We start from the raw sequence: 19,879 nt of genomic DNA, 5'->3' as shown, positions 1-19,879 counted from the left end.
ATCCAGCCATTGTTGACGTGTCAGCTATGTCTCCGAACACCCGTCAGTGATCTGTCCGGGCTAAACACTGCGCGGGCGATGACAGCGAGTGTGGTATTTGCTTCATTCCCAGCTACCTCCTAAATGACTGCAACAAGCATTCCGGAGGAAGCCCCCATGTCCCAAGCCAAGCGCATCGTTCTCGCCGCACGTCCCGTCGGCGAGCCCAAGCCGTCCGATTTTCGTCTGGAGGAATTCGCGGTGCCGACGCCCGGCGCGGGCGAAGTCCTGCTGCGCACGATCTGGCTGTCGCTCGATCCCTATATGCGCGGGCGCATGAGCGATGGTCCGTCCTACGCCGCACCGGTGCCGGTTGGCGGCGTGATGGAAGGCGAGGCGGTGAGCGAAGTCGTCGCCTCCAACAATCCTGACTTTGCTGTAGGCGACATCGTCCGCGCACGGACCGGCTGGCAGACCAATGCGATCTCGAACGGCAAGGGCCTGATCAAGGTCGATCCCAAGCTCGGTCCGATCTCGACCTCCATCGGCGTGCTCGGCATGCCCGGCATGACCGCCTATACGGGCCTGCTCGACATCGGCAAGCCGCAAGCCGGCGAGACCGTCGTCGTCGCCGGCGCCTCCGGTGCGGTCGGCTCGGCGGTGGGGCAGATCGCGAAGATCAAGGGCGCACGCGCGGTCGGCATCGCCGGCGGCAAGGACAAGTGCGATTACGTCGTGAAGGAGCTCGGCTTCGATGCCTGCATCGACCACCGCGATCCCGATCTCGCCGCCAAGCTTAAGGACGCCTGCCCGAAAGGCATCGACGTCTATTTCGAGAATGTCGGCGGCGCCGTGTTCGAGGCGGTGTTTCCGCTGCTCAACCCGTTCGCGCGCGTGCCGGTCTGCGGCCTGATCGCGCATTACAACGACACCGAGGCCAAGCCGCCGAAATGGGCTGCCAGCATGATGCGCGCGACGTTGACCAAGCGGCTGACATTCCGCGGCTTCATCGTCTCCGACTTCGCCTCCCGCCACGGCGACTTCCTGCGCGACATGTCCGGCTGGGTTCAGGACGGCAAGGTCAAGTACAAGGAGTTCGTCACCGAGGGCCTCGAAAGCGCGCCCGGTGCCTTCATGGGCCTGTTAAAGGGCGCCAATTTCGGCAAGCAGCTGGTCCGGGTCGGGCCGGACAAGGCCTAGCGCGACAGGGAGTGGGACTCCCGTGGCTCAAGAGCCACACGGCCGACAGGGATAGTTAAGAAAGAGTCACCAAATGGTCACACCTGCCCGCAAAAACCGCAGGTGTGACCGGCCGTTCATTGACGGGCCCGCGAAGGCATTGAATCATCGCACATATTTTAGGTGCTGCGATGTTAGAGATTGGTGTTTTCTGCGTAATCCTTCTGGCCGCCGGCTATTGGACGGCCATGTTCATCATGGGGCGTCGCGACGACGTCATCCATGGCAAGTTCGTTCATATCGACGAGGAGGGCGGTCTGACCCGCCCCTCGATGCCGACACCGCCGCCGCCATTCCCGAAGCGCCCGGTCAAGGCTGGGCTGCCTGTCAGGCAGCCGGCCACCAATGATCCCGCGGCTAAGCCGGTGAACAGCGAGGCGCTGAAATCTTTGCTCGCCGCAATCCAGCAGGACCTCAAGAGCGTCGCCTGAGCGGGCTAAGCGCGTCAATGCGCGCCGTCCATCTGGGCGAGCAGCTCGTCGATGTCGACATCGACCTGACCCGCGGCCCTGACGTGGCGAACTTCGAAACTGTCGGGGCGGAAGCGATATTCGACCAGCCCGACCTCCTTGATCGCGATGCGGTCCTGGCGCTGATCGTTGATGATGAAGCCAGCCGACGGCGCCCAGACGTGGCGTGTGTGGCGCCAGGTGAAGTCGCGCCGCTGGTGCACGTGGCCGCTTGCGACGAGGCGCAGATCGATCGTCCCAAACATCTCGATCAGCCGCGTCCGCGCCGGCTGCGGCACGTAGCGGATCGAGGTCTCCGGTGTCTCGGCATCGTCCGGCAAATTGAGGAACAGCGGCTTGTGCAGGAACAGCGCGACCGGCCTGCCATTCGTATGCGCGATCTCGGAAGCCAGCCAGTCGAACTGCTCGGCCTCGAAGGCGAGCCCTGAATTCATCACCAGCGAGTTGAGCCCGATGAAGCGCCAGCCCGCGGCCTCGAAGGCCCAATGGTCCTCGCCGATGATGTCGCGGAATTGCCGGCGATGCGCCTCGCTGACGGGCGGCTTTGGGGCCGGCCCGATCGCGGTTGGATTATCGCCGATGTCGTGATTGCCGGGGATGTAGCGGCACGCGACGGGCAGGGCGTCGTGCAGGCCCTTTGCGAACACGACATCGTCGCGGCCGGTCGGCCCGTCGAAGGCGACGTCGCCGCTGTTGACGACGAGATCAGGCCGCCCAGCGTCGATGTGCTCGCTGACCGCCTGGAAGTTGGCGATCAGGCCGGGGAAGCGACGGCCGAGATGGGTGTCGGAAATCTGCGTCAGGCGAAATTCGGACATGCGATCAGCTTAGCCGCGCTCGCGCGTCGATACGATGACGGCCCGGGCACGGATCGCAGCGAACAAAGTTTAAAGCACGCGATAGCGGATCGTGTAGCCGTCCTGCGGCGCGACCGCACCCGTCATCGGCGAGGCGATGCGGTCGGCGAGATGCCAGGGGCCGAACTGCTCGGAGCGATGCGGCTCGGCCGGCAGGCGCAGGCGGAATTCGAACGTGCCCTTGCCGGGGAGGTTCACGACCAGCACGCGGTCGGCGGTGCGCTGGCTCAGCGCCACCGCGCCACGCAGGACCGAGCGTCCGTCGCCGAGTTCCTGCACGCCGCCGACGAGCGCCAGGGTCTGGTTGCGGTCGGTGTGCAACTCGATCTGGGTGTCGGACACCGCCGTGAGGGTTTCCCGGGGCATGCGGATCTCGAATTCGACCGCCGGCTTGGACGGGTTGAGGCCGAGATAGGCCGCCGCAGCATGGCGCATGTCGTAGGCGGCGAAGGCGAACAGGACGAGCGCGGCGAGGGTGGCGAGGCCATGCCTGACCACGTCGCGCCAGGGAAAATAATTCGTCCGGTAGGACAGGCGGAAGGAGACCGTCATCGCCAGCGCGACCGCGAGCGCCATCGCGATACCCGACAGCGCCGACATCAGGATACCGATCTGGCCATCGGCAGATTCGGTCAAAAGGCTGGACAGGGTGGTCATGGCTGGCTCGCCGTGCGGCCCGAGAGGGCAAAATCGCTTTAACTATCGGCAGTTGGTCGCGGAAGCGGGAACGCCGGTTCAACTCGTTGATTGTCAGGACCAGCAGACGCGGCTAATGACGGTCCGCGGCGTGCCGCCTGACGGGAAAGTTCCGATGTCTATCCAGATGGTTCTGCTGCCGGTGTTCGTGCAGGTGGGACTCACCTTCGCGCTGCTAATCGGCATGGTGCTGGCGCGCCGCCGCACGCTGGTTGCGGGCGAGACCAAGATTCGCGACATCGCGCTGGGCGAGCCGAACTGGCCCAAGGGCGCCACGCAAATCGCCAATTGCTACCGCAACCAGTTCGAGTTGCCGGTGCTGTTCTACGTCCTGATCGCGCTGGCGCTCCCGCTCCGCCATGCCGATCTCTTCATCGTGCTGATGTCCTGGGTGTTCGTGGTGACGCGGTTCGCCCATGCCGGCGTGTTCGTCTCCTCGAACGATCTCGGCCGCCGCTCCTCGGTCTGGCTCGCCGGCTGCCTCGTGCTGCTGGCGATGTGGATCTACTTCGCGCTGAAGATGCTGTTGCTGATCTGACGCTTGCGCGCAATTTCTGACCTGAAAGATTCAAATGACCCCCGCTGCCCGGCTGTCCGCAGCCATCGAACTGATCGACACCATCGAGAAGGACCGCGTGCCCGCGGCGAAAGCGCTGAAGGAATGGGGCACCGCACACCGCTTCGCCGGCTCCGGCGACCGCGCTGCCATCGCCGGCCTGGTCTGGGACGTGCTGCGCCGCTACGCCTCGAGCGCCTGGTTGATGGACGCCGATACCGCGCGCGCCCGGCTGATCGGCATGCTCAGGCTCGAGCGCGACATGGACGAGGCGACGATGGGAGCCCTGTTCGACGGCAGCCGCTTCGCGCCGGCACCGCTGACGGAGGCCGAGCAGAGCGCGCTCGCCTCGCGGTCGCTCACGGATGCGCCGGCCGCGATCGCCGGTGACTATCCCGAATGGCTGGATCCGCATCTGGCCAAGGTGTTCGGCGAGGACCGCGCGGCGGAGGCCGCCGCGATGGCGAGCCGGGCCCCGCTCGACCTGCGCGTCAACACGCTAAAATCCAATCGCGACAAGCTCATGCAGTCGCTTGCTCATCTTCATGCGACACCGACGCCGTGGTCCGCAACCGGCTTGCGCATCGCGCTTTCGGCCGACGCGCGCAACCCCGGCATCCAGGCCGAGGAGGATTTCATCAAGGGCGCCGTTGAAGTGCAGGACGAGGGATCGCAACTGGCGGCCCAGTTCACCGCGGCAAAACCCGGCGAGCAGGTGATCGATCTCTGCGCCGGTGCCGGCGGCAAGACGTTGGCGCTGGCCGCCCTGATGCAGGGCAAGGGTCGGCTGATCGCGACCGACCGCGACAAGCGGCAACTTGCTCCCATTCATGAACGCCTGTCGCGCGCCGGTGTCCACAACGCGGATGTCCGCACGCCCAAGGGCGAGGCCGATCCGCTCGCCGATATCCGCGGCAGCGCCGATCTCGTCGTGATCGACGCGCCCTGCACGGGAACCGGAACCTGGCGCCGCAACCCCGACGCCAAATGGCGCATGCGCCCCGGCGCGCTGGAGATCCGCCTGCGCGACCAGGCCGAGGTGCTGGAGCGCGCGGTGCCGCTGGTGAAGGCGGGTGGCCGCATCGCCTACATCACCTGCTCGGTGCTCGCGGAAGAGAACGGCGAGCAGGTCGGGGCGTTCGTTAGCCGTCATCCCGAATTCGCGGTCGTCCCGCCCGAGCAGACCGCGAGCGTGCTCTGGGACAAGGCGGAGGCCTTTGGCGAGGCCGCGCTGCAGTCCGCGGAGGGCTGGCTGATGACGCCGCGCCGGACCGGGACGGATGGCTTCTTCGTCTCGGTGTTGAGGAAGACGGCCTGATCAACGCCGTCATTCCGGGGCTCGCGAAGCGAGAACCCGGAATCCATCGGGCAACAGTCTGCGTGGCCTGATGGATTCCGGGCTCGCCCTGCGGGCGCCCCGGAATGACCGGGGCAAACAAAAACCCCGCAGACCGGATCCCGGTCGCGGGGTTTTAGAACTTGACGTTCTGCCGGTACGTCCGTGGTCAGAACGGTGCGTTGGCCTTAGCCGACGCGGAGATTGTCAGCCGACGACTTGCCGCTGCGGCGGTCGGCGACGATGTCGAACGAGACCTTCTGACCCTCGTTGAGGGAGGAGAGGCCAGCGCGCTCGACGGCGCTGATGTGAACGAACACGTCCTTCTGGCCGTCATCCGGCTGGATGAAACCATAACCCTTTTGGGTGTTGAACCACTTCACGGTGCCCATAGCCATGGGAATTTCCTTTAGTTAGTTAGAGAGAGTACGCACGTGGACCATGACGCATCCCTGCGCCCGTGATCCTGATGAGTCGATGTTTGGAGAATTCATCTGAAGCGTGCGCGCCCGTCAGCAACGAAGCGAAGCGGCCCAGTCGTTCGGCCAAGTATCGATGATCACAATATAGCGAGAATTTGGGGCCACTTCAAGGCACCACCCGTGGCCCGAAACGTCGCGCAACTTTGCTATTTTGCGGTGCAAATTAACCGTCGGGCACACCTCAGTCGACGATGAAGAGGGTCGCCCCTGTCGCCGTCGAGGACCGGTGCGCGGCGTCGCCGAAATCCGAGACCTGGTAGCTCATCCCCGCCGTCAGCTTGAAGGTGCGCCCGTCACGCAGCTCGCTGTCGAGCTCGCCCTTCAGCACGTAGAGCACGTGGCCGCGGTCGCACCAATGATCGGCCAAATAGCCCGGCGAATATTCCACCATCCGAACCCTGAGCTCGCCGATATTGAGCGTGCGCCATGTGGCCTGGCCGGTCTCGCCGGCATGCGTGGTCGGCTCGACCTTGCTCCAGTCGGTGACGGTAAACGGGGAGGTGGGGAGCTTCATGGGGAGATCCTTGGACTCAGTCAGTGCTGCGGCTTCGGCGCGGTGCTGCGCTGCGTACCCATAGGCAGCATACTCCGTCATTGCGAGCGCAGCGAAGCAATCCGGGAATGTATCCGCGCAGAGCTACTGGATTGCTTCGTCGCATCTGCGCAAAATTGCTACGCAATTTTGTCGCTGAGCTCCCCGCAATGACGACGTGGGGCATGCTCGCGCCCCACACGCAGTGTCATCGCCCGCGCAGGCGGGCGATCCAGTATTCCAGAGGCCGTAATGGTTGAACCGAGAAGCCGCGGCGTACTGGATTCCCCGCCTTCGCGGGGAATGACAGCGGTGGGTGAGGGGCACCATTCACTGCACCAAATGGTTCGCCGAACCCTGCACGATCAGCCCTGATGCGTTCACCCGCAGATATTCGCAGATCTTCTTGCCTCGCTCGTTGGCGTAGAACACCACGACGCTGTCGGGGCTGACGAACAGATCGATCAGCGTGAAATGCAGCTCCGGCAGCAGCCCAAGCGCCTTGCCCCAATAGGCCCGCAGGGCGTCCTTGCCGCGCACCGTGCCGCTGGCGTCGAAGCCCAGCGCGGGGATGCGGTCCGAGGTCATCACGACGGCCTCGTCGTAGAGCGCGAGCACGCGCGCGAGGTCGCGCGCGTTCCAGGCCTCGACCCAGGTCCGGCCGAGCGCGGCCAGCGTGGATGGCTGATGATGCTGTGGCATGGCGTTCTCCCTGATCGGCCCCCGGTTGAGGGTGGGGCATAATAGGTCAATATTACTGACCTATATGGATTTGTCCATGCCCAAAGAAGCATGTGGGCGCGCGGCGAGCGCGGTTGCGGCGCGAGCGCTGCCAGCGTATTTGCTGGCCATGACAGCAGCACAGAACGACCGCTCCGCGTCGACGCCCTCGGTGGCCTCGGCGCACGACAAGATTCTCATCGTCGACTTCGGCAGCCAGGTGACGCAGCTGATCGCGCGCCGCGTGCGCGAGGACGGCGTCTATTGCGAGATCGTCCCGTTCAACAAGGCCGAAGAGGCCTTCAAGGAGATGAAGCCGAAAGCGGTGATCCTCTCCGGCGGGCCGGAGTCGGTGCACGAAGCCGGCTCGCCCCGCGCCCCGCAATTGATCTTCGATTCCGGCGTGCCCGTGATGGGCATCTGCTACGGCCAGATGACCATGGCCGCCCAGTTAGGGGGCGAGGTCGAGGGCGGCCATCACCGCGAGTTCGGCCGCGCCGATGTCGAGGTGAAAGCGCAGAGCCAGCTGTTCGCGGACGTCTGGTCGTCAGGCAGCCGGAACCAGGTCTGGATGAGCCATGGCGACCGCATCACCAAGATGCCGCCTGGCTTCTCGGTCGCCGGCACCTCGCCGAACGCGCCGTTCGCGATCATCCAGGACGAGAAGCGCAAATATTACGGCCTGATGTTCCACCCCGAAGTGGTGCACACGCCCGACGGCGCCAAACTGATCCGCAACTTCGTCCGCAAGATCGCCGGCCTTTCCGGCGACTGGACCATGCGTGCCTTCCGCGAGGAGGAGATCGCCAAGATCCGCGCCCAGGTCGGCAAGGGCAAGGTGCTGTGCGGCCTCTCCGGCGGTGTCGATTCCGCGGTCGCGGCGGTGCTGATCCACGAGGCCATCGGCGATCAGCTCACCTGCGTGTTCGTCGATCACGGCATGCTGCGCCTGGATGAGGCCAAGACGGTGGTCGACCTGTTCCGCCACCACTACAACATTCCGCTCGTGCACGTGGATGCCTCCAAGCAATTCCTCGGCGAGCTCGAAGGCGTCACCGACCCCGAAGTGAAGCGCAAGACCATCGGCCGTCTCTTCATCGAGGTGTTCGAGGCCGAGGCCAAGAAGATCGGCGGCGCCGACTTCCTGGCGCAGGGCACGCTCTATCCCGACGTGATCGAGAGCGTCTCCTTCACCGGCGGCCCTTCGGTCACGATCAAGTCGCACCATAATGTCGGCGGCCTGCCTGAGCGCATGAACATGAAGCTCGTCGAGCCCCTGCGCGAGCTGTTCAAGGACGAGGTGCGCAAGCTCGGCTACGAGCTCGGCCTGCCCGAGATCTTCGTCGGCCGCCACCCGTTCCCGGGCCCGGGCCTTGCCATCCGCTGCCCCGGCGAGATCACGCGCGAAAAACTCGACATCCTGCGCAAGGCGGACGCTGTCTACATCGACCAGATCAGAAAGCACGGCCTCTACGACGAGATCTGGCAGGCGTTCGCGGTGCTGCTCCCGGTGAAGACCGTGGGCGTCATGGGCGACGGCCGCACGTATGATTACGTCGTCGGCCTCCGCGCCGTGACATCGACCGACGGCATGACCGCAGACTTCTACCAGTTCGATATGAAGTTTCTGGGCGAGACGGCGACGCGCATCATCAACGAGGTGAAGGGCGTGAATAGGGTGGTTTATGACGTGACGAGCAAGCCGCCTGGGACGATTGAGTGGGAGTAGGGGCCGAGGTAGCGGCGCTCCGAGCAGTTGCGGCGCGGCGTTCAAGTTTCGCCTGGCTCAGACGTTAGTCCAAGCGTGTCTCCAAGTGTTGTTGGTATGTCCATCTCGACCCGGACCCATTCGTCCCGCATGATCAAGAGAAGGCCTTGGTCCACGCCGCTCCAAGACACGCCCGTGGAGCTGGGACATGAAATATCTTTGATACGTGCTGATAGAGCTTCGATCCATTCTGAGGGAGGGCGCGTCGGGTCAATCGTTTGACCGAGCTGATTGAGCAAACGAACGACGTTCTTGGCCTCTCCTGCTATCGAAAGGGCCGTAACGATCCCATCGTTCTCCCAAGCAAATGAGATTGATAGTTGCTCAAAATGATCGTCTGCAATGTCCCGCGACAAAGCGCCCCCTAGAGCGGCAATCTCCGACTCAAAACTGGTTCTTAGTGAGTCAGTCTCGGCAAAAACAATCCTGGGTACATTTAAAACTTTGTCACCGAAGCTGGCCAGTATTATTCCTTTAGGATCAAATCGGCTCCGGAGATACTGTGCGACGTCGCCTCTACCAATCTCTAGATACGGTAGGACTTGGTCGCCGATTTGTTGATAGTGATCGACCGCAAGGTTTACGGGGCCAGCGATTGAACCTTGGGTGAGGCTGATCAGGGCAGCTAGTTCTATGTGCGGTGCTTCAGCTTCAAGTGGAGCCTCTAACATTTCGTTCGTGGATGGAAGAGCTCCGAGATACTCTGGGATGAGCGGGTTACCGCGGAAGAAGTCGCCGAGTAGGCGCTTCCAAGCGCGGATCATTAGCTCTCCGTCGAAGCGAAATAGTTTCGTGTATTCCGCGTGCTTGCCAGCACGATCAATAGAAGCTTCAATGCGATCAAGGTAAACATCCCCAAGGTAGCTTCGGATTGCCCCGTCAAAATGGGTGACGGCCTCTTTTTCCTTCGAGTACTCGGCGTGAGCGTAGCGGCAGCCAAACTGATGTTCTGATAATCCTCCTGACGGATTTTCGATCAGCTCTTCAACTTCGAAGGTCCGGTAGGTCGCGATCGAATCGTCCTCAAGTTGTCTAACCTCAGGGGACTTCCACCAAACCTGCGTTCGGTCGACCCCTTCATAAAAACGGGTCCGTTCATTCGCTTTGTGCTCAGCTACCCCGCTGGGAATCGAAGAAATGTCGTCGTTGAATAAAGGTCCCCTCCAGTGCTCGAGCTCGATGATATGCTTGGCGCTCTCTGGATACCCTACAAGGTCCGGATCCAGCTTTAGCCTAACTTGAAGCTCTTTGCCGTCTAGGGCGACTGAATCAAAGGCGCGGAGAAAATGAGTATTCAAGGAATTGCGATGCGAGAGACTGCGGCGAAAAAAGCGATGGGCAAACAAAAGTAAATTGCGCGTGGAATCGTGAAACACCCCGGGTTGAATTTGCTTCATCCGCTTTGATAGTTCGCGATAATCTACTAGCCCATCTTTGTCGACGTGATTACGAGATGGCGTAAACAGTTCCGGGTATAGTTCAGCAGCTAGGCCGAGACGGTGGGCGGCAGCCGCCTCCAATCGAATGAACCGCGCCTGGGAGAGGTCCACCGCTCCAAGACGTTTTCTTAGGTCCTCCCGGACCGGTTCGGTGTGCTCGTCATGAAATGCATCCCAATAGTCCTGTCCGCGTGACCTGAGATCGTCCTTTTCCGCTTCAGAGTCTGGCTCATCGATTGCGCCAAGCACCCTGACCATACTTCCATCTAGGTACATTCCTAGCGGACATGTCCATCCGAAGAGCCGGTGCATGTCGTGCTGGATGTTCGAGGGCATACCGGGTCCTGTACCGCGCCCTAGACAGGCTCTTTGGTGCCTCTCTTCGGCCCGCATTAATTCGCCAGCCGGGCAAATCATTCGATCTCGATTGACCTGATCGGTGTTGAAGACGCCTCTGCTGCGGCGCATGCCGGCTTTCCTGGTTGCTTGCTGATGTAGCTAAAGAGATAGTCGTTATCGGAAGTTTCGCTACTCGTCTCAAGTTTCGCTACTCATCTCATGTCACCGTGACAGTGCACTCAACCCACTTGCCACCTCGCAGCAGTGAACCTTGAAATTTGTTACATATATCTGTATGTAACCCTATGACCCACATCAGCATCCGCGATCTCCAGAAGATTTCCGGCGAGGCCATCGGCGCGCTGCCGGGGCCGACGGCTGTGAAGTCGGGCGAGCGGACGGTGGGGCTGCTTATTCCGCTCAAGTCGGCTGATCCGGATCGCTTGGCTGCCGTGTTGAAGCGGGCGGAAGCGCTGGCGAAGGGCCGGGATGCGCGCGCGGACGACGCGGCGTTGGCCGGATTCAGTGATGTCGATCCGGTCGATTGGTCGGTCGCGGCCGTGAACGCCCTGACGGGCAAGACTTCCAAGTCCCGCAGGTCGAAGCCATGAGACCGCCGTCGACGACGATCGTCGTCGACGCGGCCATTCTGGTCGCCGCGGTGCGAGGTCGAAGCTCAGGCGCGATGCTGCAGGCCGCCGCGCGTGCGATCCTGGTCACGACCGATCGCGTGGTGGAGGAGGCGCGGCGTCGCATCGAACTTGGATTGAAGCGGCCGGAGCTGCTCGGCGTCCTCGACGATCTCGCGCAGGTGCTGACGATCGTTCCTGTCGCCGCGCTGGAGCCTGGTCTTGCCCAATGCGAGGAGGCGCTTCGCGATGCGGTGCCGAGCCGCAACGGCTCGGTGCGCGATGCGCATGTGCTGGCGCTTGCCCGGAGTGTCGAGGCCGATATTTGGACGACGGACCGCGACTTCGCGGGAACTGGCGTTGCGACCTGGTCGACGCCGAACTTCATGCGAGGGCTTGCCGAGGTCGGCGCATAGCAGTGCGGAGCTGCGCGGACGAAAGTCCGGCCAACGTCCCGATTGTCGCGTAATGTCCCGGCACAAACGCTGGATGTCCGCCGTGCCTCGCCATGATACGACCTCCGGATCGTCTTCTCCGGAGCCAGTGTTCATGTCCGTCGCGACCGCCCCCAATCAACCCGCAACCGCCACCGCCACCGACCCCGAAACCCTCGGCTGGATGCGCGGCTTCCCGCCATCCGCCGACCGCCTCATCACCTTCCAGAACGGCTCGTTCCGCAACTTCCCCGAACTGCGTTGGGCCTGGAGCAACATCCGCCAGCTGGTGCCGACGGTGAACGTCTGGCGCGGGGCGGGGCCGGCGTCGCCGCTGCCGCGTGCGGAGCAGGACATCGGCGCGGTCGCCTCGACCACGATGGACGGGCGGCCCATGACGTTCGCCAAGATGCTGGAGGAGACCTACGCCGACGGCGTCGCGGTGCTGCATCGGGGCAGGCTGATCTATGAGCGTTATTTCGGCGCGTTGAAACCGCACAAGCCGCATATCGGGATGTCCGTGACGAAGTCGTTCACCGGCGTGCTCGCCGGTATTCTCGTCAACGAGGGCAAGATCGATCCGCAGGCGCCGGTCACCGACTATGTGCCGGAGCTGAAGGCGAGCGGGTTCGGCGATGCGCGCGTGCACGAGGTCATGGATATGACCACGGGGCTTGCCTACACCGAGGTCTACACCGACAAGAATTCGGATGTGTGGGGCCTTCGGCGCGCCAACGGCATGGCGCCGATCCCGCCGGATTACGACGGCCCGACCAACATCTTCGATTTCCTGATCGCGCAGCAGAAGCAGGGCGAGCACGGCAAGGCCTTTGCCTACAAGACCGTCAACACCGATGTGCTCGCGTGGATCTGCCGGCGCGTCAGCGGCCTGACGCTGGCGGAGCTGCTGTCCGAGCGGATCTGGCAGCCGATGGGGGCGGAAGAGGACGCGCATTACCACGTCGACCGCATCGGCACCGAGAGCGGCGGCGGCGGGCTCTCCACGACTTTGCGCGATCTCGCGCGCTTCGGCGAGACCATGCGCAATCACGGCCGCTTCAATGGCCGGCAGATCGTGCCGTCGCAGGTGGTCGAGGACATCGCGCGCGGCGGCGATCCCGAGAAATTCAAGCCGGCCGGCTACACCACGCTGCCCGGCGCATCCTACCGCAATCAATGGTGGGTCACGCACAACGCGCACGGCGCCTACATGGCGCGCGGCGTCTACGGCCAGGGCATCTATGTCGATCCAAAGGCCGAGATGGTGATCGCGCGCTACGCCTCGCACCCGATGGCGGGGAATGCCGCCAACGATCCCGTGACGCTGCCGGCCTACATGGCGCTGGCGAAGGCGCTGATGGCGGGCGGCTAGGGTGTTGACGCGGCCTCCCGCCATCGCATCGGCAGCACGCCGTCCTGCCTGAAGCCGTCGAGGAAGCGGAAGCGCTCGCCTTGCGGGTTGGGGCGGGCTTCGATCGTCGTGCCGATGATCTGCAAGACGTCGCTCTCACCGTAGGCGGGCCAGGGCGGCAGGCCCGGTCCGTTCGGATTGCCGCGCGCGGCAAAGTTCACCCAATAATCCATCATGGTTCGCGACAGCGCGCGGTCCTCGTCCGCCGGCGGCGTCGTGCTGCCGATCACCTGTTGCGGCGTAAGCGTGCCGAACACGAAGGGGATGTCGGTGACGTGCGAGGCGATCGGCGTGTAGGGCGAGGTGTAGCTGAAGCGATAGCCGTAGACCGAAGCGGCCTGCGTTCGCCGATGCAGCCGCAGCCACTGCCAGCACTGCTCGCCGATCACCATGTCGCCGGTGAGCGCGGCCGCGGAGAGCTTCGCCTCGGCGTCGGTCGCGGCGGGATAGAGCTCGCGGAAATCGGCCATGTGATCCCGGCCGAACATCGCCTCGGCTGCGGCGAGAAAGGCGTGCGCCGATGGATGGGGCAGCGCCTGCGCCATGAACGGGAATTCCTCGGCGGCAGTCCAGCCCGCCAGCAGCGGGATCTGCATCTGCTCGCCGCGCAGGAAGCGCCGCGCGGGCACGTCCGGCACCACGTGACGATCGATGCTCGGTGAGAACGCGCCGACGACGGGGCTGGTCTTGAAGCTCCACGGCGCGGCTGCATTCAAACGGGCGGCCGGCATGTCGCGGAGCGCCGCGATCGACGCATCGCCCAGTCGCCGGGCAAAAGCGACGCCACGCGCGCGGGCCTCGTCAAAACCCTGCAGCGGCCCGTGCCGGCCGTCCCAGAATGCACCGCTCTGGCCGATGGCCTTGTGAAACAGCCCGTGCGCGAGCGGCGAGGCCATCAGCAGGCCGACCGCCATGGCGCCGGCGGATTCGCCGAACAGGGTGACATTGTCGGGATCGCCGCCGAAGCCGGCGATGTTGGCCTTTACCCAGCGCAGCGCCGCGAGCTGATCCTGCAGGCCGTAATTGCCTGAGGGCGCCTCCGCATCGAGATCGGGATGCGCCAGAAAGCCGAAAACGCCGAGGCGGTAGTTGAAGCTGACGACGACGACACCCCTGGCGGCGAGCGCGCCGCCGTCGGTCGCGGGGTTGGCGGAGGAGCCGAACTGAAAGCCGCCGCCGTGGATCCACACCATCACGGGGCGCTTCTCGTCCGCGTGGCGCGCCGCGGTCCAGACATTGAGGTAGAGGCAATCCTCATCGCGCGGCCCGGGCCGATGGTCGTTCTCGAGCGCGGACAGGCAGCCCGCGCCGAAGACGAGCGCATCGCGTACGCCGGCCCAATGCGCCGGTGCCTGCGGCGGGCGCCAGCGCAGCGCCCCGAGCGGCGGGGCGGCGTAGGGAATGCCTTTGAAGGCCATCACGCCGCTTTGGTCCCGCGAGCTGCCGCGCACGCGACCGGCTTGCGTCTGGACCTCGCGTCCAAGTGCGGCTTTCGAAATCATCACGCCATGCATGGCCTCTCTCCGTGAATGTCCAACCGCGAGGCGGGCGAGTTCAGGGCCTGCAATCTATGGACTTCGTGCTCTGCTGAATTTAGATACTTGGCCAATCAATTACCAAAAACAGTCAGACATGCGTCAGCCGCTTCGCTTTCCCTGGTCGGACCTTGACGTCGACGATCGCTCCGCGCCCGTCATCGCCGTGCGCGTCGACGTCGGCGGGACGAAAGAGGAGGTGCCCGATCACAGCCATCGCAAGGGACAACTGGTCTTCGCTTTGGCCGGCGGCGTCACATGCCGCGTGCCCACGGGCCTGTGGATGGTGCCGCCGCATTGCGCGGTGTGGATTCCCGGCGGCATGCAGCACAGCAACCGCGCCACGGCAAATGCCAGGCTGTTCTTCGTCTATATCGAGCCTGACATCGTCGATCTTCCGGACCGTTGCTGCACGCTGTCGATCTCGCCGCTGCTGCGCGAGCTGATCGTCGAATTGTCGGCCGGGGCCGCGCACGACGAGACGAGGGGGAAGCTGCTGGCGAAACTGCTGTTGCGCGAGCTTCCGCGCATGCCGGTTCAAGAGCTGCATCTGCCGCTGTCGTCCGAGCCGCGCTTGAAGCGGATCGCGGCGGCCCTGGCGAAGGATCCGTCCGACCGCAGCACACTCGCCGAATGGGCCCGCCGCGTCGCGCTCAGCGAAAGCAGCCTCGCACGCCTCGTCGTCAGGGAGACCGGCCTCAGCTTCGGACGCTGGCGCCAGCAACTGCACCTGATCGTCGCCCTGCGGGAGCTCACCTCGGGCGCCAGCGTGCAGCAGGTCTCGGTTGATCTCGGCTATGACTCCGTCGCGGCCTTCATCACCATGTTCAAGAAGGCGCTCGGCAAGCCGCCGGCGAGATATCTCGCGCATGTGCTGGAGGATCCCGGGGCAGGCAGTCCCGATCCGGTTCGCCCGCGGTCGGCTCGGAACACGAGGCCGTCACGGCAGCGCAGCTCTAAATATAAGAATTGACTTATATTAGTTTGCGCTGATATTGATCCTCGCAACAATGCGGAGGATCAACATGCAAATCGACGTCGCCAGGGTTTTGGGGCTTGTCACGCGTTCGGTGACGAATGGCGAGAAGGACGGAAAGCCCGCCAGCACGGTGACGCTGACGCGGCTTTACGACACGAGCGTCGACGATCTCTGGGACGCCGTAACCAGCAAGGAGCGTATTCCGCGCTGGTTTGCGGCAATCGAAGGCGACCTCCGGCTCGGCGGCCGCTACCAGGTCAAGGGCAATGCGGGCGGCACCATCACGGTGTGCGCGCCGCCGACCCATTTCGCGGCGACGTGGGAATTCGCAGGCGCGACCAGCTGGATCGACGTCACGCTGGCGGCCGAACGACAGCAGGCGCGTTTGACGCTTGAGCACACCGCGATCATCGAGGATCATTGGAATCAGTTCGGCCCGGGTGCGGTGGGGATCGGCTGGGACCTCGCCCTTGCGGGGCTCGAGCGATATGTTGCGACCGGCGCGTCGGTCGACCACGAGACGGCGGAAGCCTGGATGCGCTCGCCGGAAGGCAAGGAGTTCATGACGACCAGCGGGGAATATTGGCGCGTGGCGCACGTCGCAAGCGGCGTCGATCCGGAGGCGGCGAAAGCGCGCTCGGACCGCACCATCGCGTTCTATCGCGGCGAGATGTCGCCCGACATCGCCCATCCCGGCACAGGCAGCTGATGCAAATATTCGAGGTCCTCGCCGATCCCGTTCGCCGCCGCATCCTCGAGCTGCTGGCGCGCGGCGAGATGGCGTCGGGCGAGGTCGTCGACAAGATCGGCGCCGAGTTCGGGATCACCCAGGCCGCGGTCTCGCAGCATCTCAAGGTGCTGCGCGAGAGCGGCTTTGCCAACGTGCGCGCGGAGGCGCAAAGGCGCCTCTATTCGGTGGATGTCGCCGGGCTGCGTGCGGTGGATGCGTGGGTCGGTCAGTTCCGCAATTTCTGGGAGCCGAAGCTCGACGCGCTGGCAACCGAGATCGCGCGCGGCAAGCGCGAGCGCCGCAATGCGCCGATCACCAGGCGGGACGGGAAGAGGGCGTGACAGGCTACGGGTGCTCCGACAGGTGAACGACGCTTCGCCAATCCACCCTACGAATTCCGCGCCATCTTCTCGAACTTCTTCACCAGCCGCTCGCGTTTCAGCCGCGACAGCCGCTGGATCCAGAATAGGCCGTCGAGCTGGTCGATCTCGTGCTGATGGCACACGGCGCGGAGGCCCTCCGACTCCTCGGCTTGCGTGTTGCCGTCGAGATCGTGGTAGCTGATCCGCACCCGGCCATGGCGCTGCACCTCGTCGTTGACCCCCGGCATCGAGACGCTGCCTTCGCGGTGCATGATCAGCTCGGGCGAGGCCCATTCGATGACCGGATTGACGTAGGTGAGGGGACCATCCTTAGCGTCGAGCTCCAGCACCACGAGCCGCAACGGCACGCCGATATGCGGCGCGGTGATACCGATGCCGGGCGCCGCGCGCATGGTCTCCAGCAGGTCAGTTGCGAGCGTGCGCAAGCCGTCGTCGAACGCGGTGACGGGGCGTGCCGGCATCGCGAGCCGGCGGTCGGGGTAGCGGAGAAGCGGGCGAACGGTCATAGGCGGCGCGTGGCAGGAAATGAGATGTGCGAGACTGGCGGGATGACGCCACGATGCCGGTGTTTTGCCCGACGAGTCAAATCGCACCTCGCCATCGCGGGGCCGGGCGGCGGCTCATCTCACGCATCCGTTAAGCCCTTGATCCCGCGGAGGCCGGCTACTGTGCATGGGGTTGTTTTCGCATTTTGTGGTGGCAGCCCTTCAAAAACTTGCATGGTCCTGTCGGCCGGTGCGGTTCCCATTCGTCTTCAAGTCGGACAAGATATCCCGGGAGACAAGAATGACCCAATCCCCTTATCGCTGGGTGATCGTCGCCGCCGGCGGGTTGCTCGGCTGCGTCGCCATCGGCGGCATGTTCTCGCTGCCGGTGTTCCTGCAGCCGATCACCAAGGACACAGGCTGGTCGGTGACCGGCATCTCCAGCGCGATGACGATCGGCTTTCTGGCGATGGCCTTTACCAGCATGGCCTGGGGCACGCTGACGGACAGGTTCGGGCCGCGGCCGGTGGTGCTGACGGGATCGACGGTGCTGGCGCTCAGCCTGTTCGGCGCGAGCCATGCGACCTCGCTGCTCGTGTTTCAGGTCGTGTTCGGCCTTCTGGTCGGCGCCTCATGCGCGGCGATCTTCGCGCCGATGATGGCGACCGTCACCGGCTGGTTCGAAACCCATCGCAGCCTTGCCGTGTCGCTGGTCTCGGCCGGCATGGGCATGGCGCCGATGACGATGTCGCCGCTCGCGGCCTGGCTCGTCTCCAGCCATGACTGGCGCACTTCCATGCAGATCGTCGCGCTGGTCGTGGGCGCCATCATGATTCCGATCTCGTTCCTAGTTCGTCGTCCGCCGGCGCTCGCGCAAGGCCCCGACGCGCCCTCGGGCGCGAGCGGCGCGGTGCCCGAGATGTCGATGCGCGAGGCGCTGCGCTCGCCGCAATTCCTCATCCTGCTCGCGACCAATTTCTTCTGCTGCGCCACCCATTCCGGCCCGATCATCCACACGGTCAGCTATGCCGTGAGCTGCGGCATCCCGTTGATCGCGGCGGTGACGATCTACAGCATCGAAGGATTTGCCGGCATGGGCGGCCGCATCGCCTTCGGCCTGATGGGTGACCGGTTCGGCGCCAAGCGCGTGCTGGTGTCGGGCTTGCTGCTGCAGGCGTTCGGCGCGCTGGCGTACGTCTTCGCGCATCAGCTGACGACCTTTTACGCGGTCGGCGCCGTCTTCGGCTTCATCTATGCCGGCACCATGCCGCTCTACGCCGTGATCATCCGCGAGAATTTTCCACTGCGCATGATGGGCACGGTGATCGGCGGCACGGCCATGGCAGGCAGCCTCGGCATGGCCACCGGCCCGCTCGCGGGCGGCCTGATCTACGACGCGTTCTCCAGCTATGCCGGGCTCTACATCGCCGCATGGGCGATGGGTCTCGGCGCCTTCCTGATGGCGATGGCGTTCAAGCCCTTCCCAAAGCCGCAAGGGCAGGTGGCTCCGGCGGCAGCCTGAGCTTCGGATCGAGGCGCGGCGTCAGAGCTGCGCCTCGATCGCGGCCTTGTCGATCACCGACCAGACCTGCCGGATCCGGCCGCCGCCGAGTTCGTAGAACACGTTCTCGCTGAACGACACGCGCCTGCCATCGACGGCGAGGCCGAGGAATGTCCCGGCCGGCGAGCAATCGAATTGCAGCCGCGCCGCGATGCGGGGCGGATCTGCGATCAGCAGCGCGATGTCGAACCGCAGATCCGGGATGTCGCGAAAATCCCGTTCCAGCATCGCGCGATAGCCGGGCAGGCCGAGCGGCCGGCCGTTGTGGACGACATCGTGATGCACGAAACGGTCGAGCGAGGGCCAATCCTGCCGGTTCAGGCAGGCGATGTAGGCGCGGTAGTGATCGGCGAGGTCGTCTCTTGTCATGTCGAAGCTCATGGAAGTCCCCTGGGCTTCGACCCTAACGCGCGAGGCTCGCGAAGCGGTCCCGCCTAGAGGCGCTTTTCGAAGAACAGGTCCGGATAGGGATCGTCGTTGAAGCGCGGAATCTCGTGCCAGCCCGTCGAGCGGTAGAGCTGCCCGGCCTCGGCCAGCGCGCTGTTGGTGTCGAGCCGCAATAGCGCAATGCCGAGCTTGCGTGCGGCGTCCTCGGCTGCGTCCATTAGGCGCCGGCCGAGCCGCAATCCGCGCGCGGCGGGGGCGACCCACAGACGCTTGATCTCGGCATAGCCGTGATCCGTTCCCTTCAAGCCGACGCAGCCGATCGGCAGCGTGTCCGACATCGCGACGATGAAGCTGCCGCGCGGGCGGCGCATGTCCTTGGCATCCGGATCTCTCGAAAGCGAAACGTCGAAGCCCTGTTTGAAGCGGCGGCCGAGCTCGGCATAGTACTCGCCGAGGCAGTAGCGCGCTTCGTTGCTGCGCGGCTCCATCTCCACGAGCGCAATCCGCTGGCGCGTCAGGGTGGAGGCGATCAGGTCCATCGCCGCCAGCAGCGCTTCGGCTTGCGAATGTTGCGCCAGAAAGCCCTCGGCCTGGGCGTTCGATAGCGCCTCATAGGCCGCGAACTCGCGCCGGCCGGTCCGCGTCAACGTCGCGACGCGCCGGCGGCCATCGTCCTGATGCGCTTCGGTCTCGACCAGCCCTTCGTCCTCGAGGCTGCGCAGGAGGCGGCTCATCAATCCGGAATCGAGGCCGAGATAGTCGCGGATCTCCGCGACGTCGGAACGTCCATGCCCGATCGCATTGAGCACGCGCGCAGCGCCGAGCGGGCGGCCGCGCCCCAGGAAGGAGGTGTCGAGCGCGCCGACGGCGGAGGTGACGGCGCGGTTGAAGCGGCGAACGCGGGAGACCGGATCCAGCATGATGCCTGACTT

At 64.5% G+C, this 19,879-nt stretch carries 22 protein-coding genes; 12 read left to right on the top strand and 10 right to left on the bottom strand.

The annotated features are described in order from the left end of the window. The first annotated feature begins 156 nt into the window (after positions 1–156). Positions 157–1,179 (top strand): NADPH-dependent curcumin/dihydrocurcumin reductase, encoded by a 1,023-nt coding sequence (gene curA, locus CO669_RS31780; protein ID WP_198964366.1) that lies wholly within the window; start codon positions 157–159, stop codon positions 1,177–1,179. A 170-nt stretch (positions 1,180–1,349) separates the two neighbouring features. Continuing rightward, a complete protein-coding gene (locus CO669_RS31775) occupies positions 1,350–1,649 on the top strand; it encodes a hypothetical protein (protein ID WP_097666071.1) in 300 nt (99 codons plus the stop codon). Positions 1,650–1,663: 14 nt separating this feature from the next. Here CO669_RS31775 and CO669_RS31770 read toward each other — a convergent pair whose 3' ends face one another. Together CO669_RS31770 and CO669_RS36245 are read right to left on the bottom strand one after the other, a co-directional pair. Further along, positions 1,664–2,506, bottom strand: coding sequence for a metallophosphoesterase family protein (locus CO669_RS31770; RefSeq protein ID WP_097666069.1), 843 nt, complete (start codon positions 2,504–2,506; stop codon positions 1,664–1,666). 69 nt (positions 2,507–2,575) lie between these two features. Beyond that, a complete protein-coding gene (locus tag CO669_RS36245; protein ID WP_198964365.1) occupies positions 2,576–3,202 on the bottom strand; it encodes an acriflavin resistance protein in 627 nt (208 codons plus the stop codon). Positions 3,203–3,356: 154 nt separating this feature from the next. Here CO669_RS36245 and CO669_RS31760 point away from each other — a divergent pair, with 154 nt between their 5' ends. Both CO669_RS31760 and CO669_RS31755 read left to right on the top strand, forming a co-directional pair. Beyond that, positions 3,357–3,779 (top strand): MAPEG family protein, encoded by a 423-nt coding sequence (locus tag CO669_RS31760; RefSeq protein ID WP_198964364.1) that lies wholly within the window; start codon positions 3,357–3,359, stop codon positions 3,777–3,779. A 34-nt stretch (positions 3,780–3,813) separates the two neighbouring features. After that, entirely contained in the window at positions 3,814–5,115 is a 1,302-nt protein-coding gene (locus CO669_RS31755; protein ID WP_097666065.1) for an RsmB/NOP family class I SAM-dependent RNA methyltransferase, read from the top strand. Positions 5,116–5,321: 206 nt separating this feature from the next. On the opposite strand, the gene CO669_RS31750 is transcribed toward CO669_RS31755, so the two are convergent. The 3 genes from CO669_RS31750 to CO669_RS31740 form a co-directional block, all read right to left on the bottom strand. Beyond that, positions 5,322–5,531 carry a cold-shock protein gene (locus CO669_RS31750; protein ID WP_008141931.1) on the bottom strand — a complete coding sequence of 70 codons (210 nt, stop codon included), beginning with the start codon at positions 5,529–5,531 and terminating at the stop codon, positions 5,322–5,324. A 265-nt stretch (positions 5,532–5,796) separates the two neighbouring features. Next, on the bottom strand, positions 5,797–6,129 hold the full coding sequence (locus tag CO669_RS31745) for a DHCW motif cupin fold protein (RefSeq protein WP_097666063.1): 333 nt from the start codon (positions 6,127–6,129) through the stop codon (positions 5,797–5,799). Between the two features lie 348 nt (positions 6,130–6,477). Beyond that, on the bottom strand, positions 6,478–6,849 hold the full coding sequence (locus CO669_RS31740) for a nuclear transport factor 2 family protein (RefSeq protein WP_097666061.1): 372 nt from the start codon (positions 6,847–6,849) through the stop codon (positions 6,478–6,480). 148 nt (positions 6,850–6,997) lie between these two features. Here CO669_RS31740 and guaA point away from each other — a divergent pair, with 148 nt between their 5' ends. Further along, a complete protein-coding gene (gene guaA / locus CO669_RS31735; protein WP_097666059.1) occupies positions 6,998–8,596 on the top strand; it encodes a glutamine-hydrolyzing GMP synthase in 1,599 nt (532 codons plus the stop codon). 41 nt (positions 8,597–8,637) lie between these two features. Here the strand turns inward: guaA and CO669_RS31730 are convergent, their stop codons facing one another. Further along, complete coding sequence (locus tag CO669_RS31730) at positions 8,638–10,542, bottom strand: hypothetical protein (RefSeq protein WP_143278774.1); 1,905 nt, start codon at positions 10,540–10,542, stop codon at positions 8,638–8,640. A 176-nt stretch (positions 10,543–10,718) separates the two neighbouring features. Between CO669_RS31730 and CO669_RS31725 the strand changes: the two genes are divergently transcribed. The 3 genes from CO669_RS31725 (at position 10,719) to CO669_RS31715 (ending at position 12,848) form a co-directional block, all read left to right on the top strand. Then, positions 10,719–11,024, top strand: a complete 306-nt coding sequence (locus tag CO669_RS31725; RefSeq protein WP_097666055.1) for a hypothetical protein — start codon at positions 10,719–10,721, stop codon at positions 11,022–11,024. Beyond that, the gene (locus tag CO669_RS31720; RefSeq protein ID WP_097666053.1) at positions 11,021–11,458 is read left to right on the top strand and encodes a PIN domain-containing protein; all 438 of its coding nucleotides are present in this window, start codon (positions 11,021–11,023) and stop codon (positions 11,456–11,458) included. Before CO669_RS31725 ends, CO669_RS31720 begins: the two co-directional genes overlap by 4 nt. Before the next feature lie 133 nt (positions 11,459–11,591). Next, positions 11,592–12,848, top strand: a complete 1,257-nt coding sequence (locus CO669_RS31715; protein ID WP_097666051.1) for a serine hydrolase domain-containing protein — start codon at positions 11,592–11,594, stop codon at positions 12,846–12,848. Here the strand turns inward: CO669_RS31715 and CO669_RS31710 are convergent. Beyond that, positions 12,845–14,401, bottom strand: a complete 1,557-nt coding sequence (locus CO669_RS31710) for a carboxylesterase/lipase family protein (protein WP_097666049.1) — start codon at positions 14,399–14,401, stop codon at positions 12,845–12,847. The two genes, CO669_RS31715 and CO669_RS31710, sit on opposite strands and share 4 nt — an antisense overlap. A 118-nt stretch (positions 14,402–14,519) precedes the next feature. Here CO669_RS31710 and CO669_RS31705 point away from each other — a divergent pair, with 118 nt between their 5' ends. Genes CO669_RS31705 through CO669_RS31695 form a run of 3 tightly spaced genes read left to right on the top strand, consistent with a single transcriptional unit; the run spans position 14,520 to position 16,472 of the window. Then, entirely contained in the window at positions 14,520–15,395 is an 876-nt protein-coding gene (locus CO669_RS31705; RefSeq protein WP_097666047.1) for an AraC family transcriptional regulator, read from the top strand. Positions 15,396–15,447: 52 nt separating this feature from the next. Next, complete coding sequence (locus CO669_RS31700; protein ID WP_097666081.1) at positions 15,448–16,110, top strand: SRPBCC family protein; 663 nt, start codon at positions 15,448–15,450, stop codon at positions 16,108–16,110. Beyond that, on the top strand, positions 16,110–16,472 hold the full coding sequence (locus CO669_RS31695; protein WP_097666045.1) for an ArsR/SmtB family transcription factor: 363 nt from the start codon (positions 16,110–16,112) through the stop codon (positions 16,470–16,472). The genes CO669_RS31700 and CO669_RS31695 overlap by 1 nt, the downstream gene beginning before the upstream one ends. A 47-nt stretch (positions 16,473–16,519) precedes the next feature. Here CO669_RS31695 and CO669_RS31690 read toward each other — a convergent pair whose 3' ends face one another. Continuing rightward, a complete protein-coding gene (locus tag CO669_RS31690) occupies positions 16,520–17,020 on the bottom strand; it encodes a peptide deformylase (protein ID WP_097666043.1) in 501 nt (166 codons plus the stop codon). Positions 17,021–17,300: 280 nt separating this feature from the next. Here CO669_RS31690 and CO669_RS31685 point away from each other — a divergent pair, with 280 nt between their 5' ends. Next, positions 17,301–18,521 carry an MFS transporter gene (locus tag CO669_RS31685; RefSeq protein ID WP_097666041.1) on the top strand — a complete coding sequence of 407 codons (1,221 nt, stop codon included), beginning with the start codon at positions 17,301–17,303 and terminating at the stop codon, positions 18,519–18,521. 21 nt (positions 18,522–18,542) lie between these two features. Here the strand turns inward: CO669_RS31685 and CO669_RS31680 are convergent, their stop codons facing one another. Next, on the bottom strand, positions 18,543–18,929 hold the full coding sequence (locus tag CO669_RS31680) for an ester cyclase (RefSeq protein ID WP_097666079.1): 387 nt from the start codon (positions 18,927–18,929) through the stop codon (positions 18,543–18,545). 65 nt (positions 18,930–18,994) lie between these two features. Next, positions 18,995–19,867, bottom strand: coding sequence for a bifunctional helix-turn-helix transcriptional regulator/GNAT family N-acetyltransferase (locus CO669_RS31675; protein WP_097666039.1), 873 nt, complete (start codon positions 19,865–19,867; stop codon positions 18,995–18,997). Between the last annotated feature and the right edge of the window lie 12 nt (positions 19,868–19,879).

It is taken from the genome of Bradyrhizobium sp. Y36, from assembly GCF_002531575.1.
In the GTDB taxonomy this organism is placed as follows: Bacteria; Pseudomonadota; Alphaproteobacteria; order Rhizobiales; family Xanthobacteraceae; genus Bradyrhizobium.
Note: the sequence above shows the minus strand (reverse complement) of the source record. Positions and strands in the feature narration are given on the sequence as shown.

What these genes read in the sequence shown, in the direction of transcription:
- curA (WP_198964366.1), top strand. Translation starts at nt 157, where the DNA reads ATGTCCCAAGCCAAGCGCATCGTTCTCGCCGCACGTCCCGTCGGCGAG.
- CO669_RS31775 (WP_097666071.1), top strand. Translation starts at nt 1,350, where the DNA reads ATGTTAGAGATTGGTGTTTTCTGCGTAATCCTTCTGGCCGCCGGCTAT.
- CO669_RS31770 (WP_097666069.1), bottom strand. Translation starts at nt 2,506, where the DNA reads ATGTCCGAATTTCGCCTGACGCAGATTTCCGACACCCATCTCGGCCGT.
- CO669_RS36245 (WP_198964365.1), bottom strand. Translation starts at nt 3,202, where the DNA reads ATGACCACCCTGTCCAGCCTTTTGACCGAATCTGCCGATGGCCAGATC.
- CO669_RS31760 (WP_198964364.1), top strand. Translation starts at nt 3,357, where the DNA reads ATGTCTATCCAGATGGTTCTGCTGCCGGTGTTCGTGCAGGTGGGACTC.
- CO669_RS31755 (WP_097666065.1), top strand. Translation starts at nt 3,814, where the DNA reads ATGACCCCCGCTGCCCGGCTGTCCGCAGCCATCGAACTGATCGACACC.
- CO669_RS31750 (WP_008141931.1), bottom strand. Translation starts at nt 5,531, where the DNA reads ATGGCTATGGGCACCGTGAAGTGGTTCAACACCCAAAAGGGTTATGGT.
- CO669_RS31745 (WP_097666063.1), bottom strand. Translation starts at nt 6,129, where the DNA reads ATGAAGCTCCCCACCTCCCCGTTTACCGTCACCGACTGGAGCAAGGTC.
- CO669_RS31740 (WP_097666061.1), bottom strand. Translation starts at nt 6,849, where the DNA reads ATGCCACAGCATCATCAGCCATCCACGCTGGCCGCGCTCGGCCGGACC.
- guaA (WP_097666059.1), top strand. Translation starts at nt 6,998, where the DNA reads ATGACAGCAGCACAGAACGACCGCTCCGCGTCGACGCCCTCGGTGGCC.
- CO669_RS31730 (WP_143278774.1), bottom strand. Translation starts at nt 10,542, where the DNA reads ATGCGCCGCAGCAGAGGCGTCTTCAACACCGATCAGGTCAATCGAGAT.
- CO669_RS31725 (WP_097666055.1), top strand. Translation starts at nt 10,719, where the DNA reads ATGACCCACATCAGCATCCGCGATCTCCAGAAGATTTCCGGCGAGGCC.
- CO669_RS31720 (WP_097666053.1), top strand. Translation starts at nt 11,021, where the DNA reads ATGAGACCGCCGTCGACGACGATCGTCGTCGACGCGGCCATTCTGGTC.
- CO669_RS31715 (WP_097666051.1), top strand. Translation starts at nt 11,592, where the DNA reads ATGTCCGTCGCGACCGCCCCCAATCAACCCGCAACCGCCACCGCCACC.
- CO669_RS31710 (WP_097666049.1), bottom strand. Translation starts at nt 14,401, where the DNA reads ATGCATGGCGTGATGATTTCGAAAGCCGCACTTGGACGCGAGGTCCAG.
- CO669_RS31705 (WP_097666047.1), top strand. Translation starts at nt 14,520, where the DNA reads ATGCGTCAGCCGCTTCGCTTTCCCTGGTCGGACCTTGACGTCGACGAT.
- CO669_RS31700 (WP_097666081.1), top strand. Translation starts at nt 15,448, where the DNA reads ATGCAAATCGACGTCGCCAGGGTTTTGGGGCTTGTCACGCGTTCGGTG.
- CO669_RS31695 (WP_097666045.1), top strand. Translation starts at nt 16,110, where the DNA reads ATGCAAATATTCGAGGTCCTCGCCGATCCCGTTCGCCGCCGCATCCTC.
- CO669_RS31690 (WP_097666043.1), bottom strand. Translation starts at nt 17,020, where the DNA reads ATGACCGTTCGCCCGCTTCTCCGCTACCCCGACCGCCGGCTCGCGATG.
- CO669_RS31685 (WP_097666041.1), top strand. Translation starts at nt 17,301, where the DNA reads ATGACCCAATCCCCTTATCGCTGGGTGATCGTCGCCGCCGGCGGGTTG.
- CO669_RS31680 (WP_097666079.1), bottom strand. Translation starts at nt 18,929, where the DNA reads ATGACAAGAGACGACCTCGCCGATCACTACCGCGCCTACATCGCCTGC.
- CO669_RS31675 (WP_097666039.1), bottom strand. Translation starts at nt 19,867, where the DNA reads ATGCTGGATCCGGTCTCCCGCGTTCGCCGCTTCAACCGCGCCGTCACC.